This is a genomic window from Amphibacillus sp. MSJ-3, from assembly GCF_018919165.1.
In the GTDB taxonomy this organism is placed as follows: domain Bacteria; phylum Bacillota; class Bacilli; order Bacillales; family Amphibacillaceae; genus Amphibacillus.
The window spans coordinates 1-1,918 of the sequence record NZ_JAHLQM010000064.1 but is presented as its reverse complement, the minus strand read 5'-3'; the positions used below and the strand labels follow the sequence as shown (position 1 = coordinate 1,918).

At 39.0% G+C, this 1,918-nt stretch carries 1 protein-coding gene; it reads right to left on the bottom strand.

Annotated features, from left to right (window positions below):
* Nucleotides 1–142 precede the first annotated feature (142 nt).
* Nucleotides 143–1,378, bottom strand: a complete 1,236-nt coding sequence (locus KQI76_RS11555) for an IS110 family RNA-guided transposase (RefSeq protein WP_216400437.1) — start codon at nucleotides 1,376–1,378, stop codon at nucleotides 143–145.
* Nucleotides 1,379–1,918 lie beyond the last annotated feature (540 nt).

Sequence of the window (1,918 nt, the reverse complement as noted above, 5' to 3'; positions counted from 1 at the left end):
AAAGACCTGCGGTGATATGTCAATAACAAAATAAAAGCTTATTTAATTATCAAGGTACAATTAGCTTAAAAAAGACATCACTAAGCTAGGACCAGTCTTTTAATGTAAAAAACTGGATGTAGATTAAAGGTTTTGAAGCTATTTATGCTTCATATGGAACGCCCCTTCCTGGCGTGTAAATTTGGTTTTTGCGTAGTAGCGCATCCACCAAACGCACAAATTTTCTTGCTGTTAAGACGAGGGCTCTTTTATGTTGATGCTTTGGTACCTCTCGGTACTTCTTAGCGTAATAATCGCCGTATTCAGGGATCTGCCTTCTTACCGAGTTAGCGGCTTCAACAAGGTAATATCGGAGATATTGATTACCATTACGCGACAATGATGTTACATCTGCTGTAAAACGGCCTGATTGATGTTTACTCCAGTAAAGACCAGCATATTTAGCGATTTTTTCTTCGCTATCAAAACGTTCAATTTGTCCAATTTCAGCGATAATTCCTGCTGTGAAAACAGGACCAACGCCTGGTATCGATTGTAATACTTGCGGAACACCTTTCATGATTCGTTTAATCGATTTATCAAGTTCCTTAATTTGTTTTTCAAATGTGCGAATGAGTGTAATAGAAGTGCCGAGGATTGAATCAATGGAATCTTCAACAACTCTGTCCAATCGGTAAGAAGAACGTGCTGCTTTTTGAATTGATTTAGCAACCTCCTTGGCATCAGGGAATCTATTCTTTCCCTTAACCCGTAGGTAATCAGCTAAATCCTCTAAAGGCATTTGTGAAAGTTCTTCTAGACTGTATTTCTCTAGAAAGAGATCCATCATTGCCTTACCAAACACGGATGACGAAACATCTTCTGTAAAGGTATTACACTTATAGCTTAGATACTGGAGAAAACGTTGTTTTTCTTGTGTAATTTGCCGAACGATTTGGTAACGAGCACGTGTTAATTGTTGAAGTGCAACATACTGTTCCTCCTTTACGATAGACATAGGAAGACGTCCGAATCGCATGTAGTCAGCGATGACGAAGGCATCGATTTCATCTGTTTTATCCATGTCATTATAGCTTTTTTTGAAGTTTGCTATTTGTCTTGGATTCATCACAAATACTTGTCCACCAATAGACTGAATGGCTTTGTCATTGTGCAAGAACATAGATGGATGAAAACTATACACACTTGTTGATTCAAGGCCAATTCGCAATTCACTCACTGATTTACCTTGAACAATTTGGAGAATATTATCTTTTAATTCAATAGCACCAGGCAAATCATTTTCAACCGTGAAGGCACTCAGTTTGTCACCTTCACCATTTAAAAAACAAACCTTGATATCAAAAGAACTAACATCTAAACCAACAAATAATTTCATAAGATAAACACCCCTTTCGATTTAGAATCATTGGAACTTAAATCTTGGACGCTCCGGGATATCCCTAGTGTGGACGCTGATCAGCAGCCTCGTGTATGAGTACTATCCTTGATTCGAAAGCCGCCCTAGAGCTACTAACATCTAGGTTCGAAAAACAAGGTGTACAGCCTGCGTGTTTGAAGGTCAAAACGCACACTGGGAAACAGTCTTTCTAATGCGGTAAAATCCGCAAGGAGAGTAAGAATTGTCCCAAATGATCCTTATATAATCATTATCTAGGAATATCACGCAGCGTCCAAGTAATAAATATTCACTGTGAACAATAAATCAAGCATTAAATTAAGTTACCTTGAATGTAAGGCGGCGACTCCAGTGGGAAAAGCACGAGTCTCAAGACCCCGCAGCGAACGTTCTTTGTGAGCGAGGAGGCTTGAGCCGTGCCCACGGAAAGCGTCCGCCTGGAATGAAAGGTAACGAAGTTACAAGCAAGTTTTGTATCAATGAAAACATAAGCCTAAAACAAGGCTTAAACATATTATA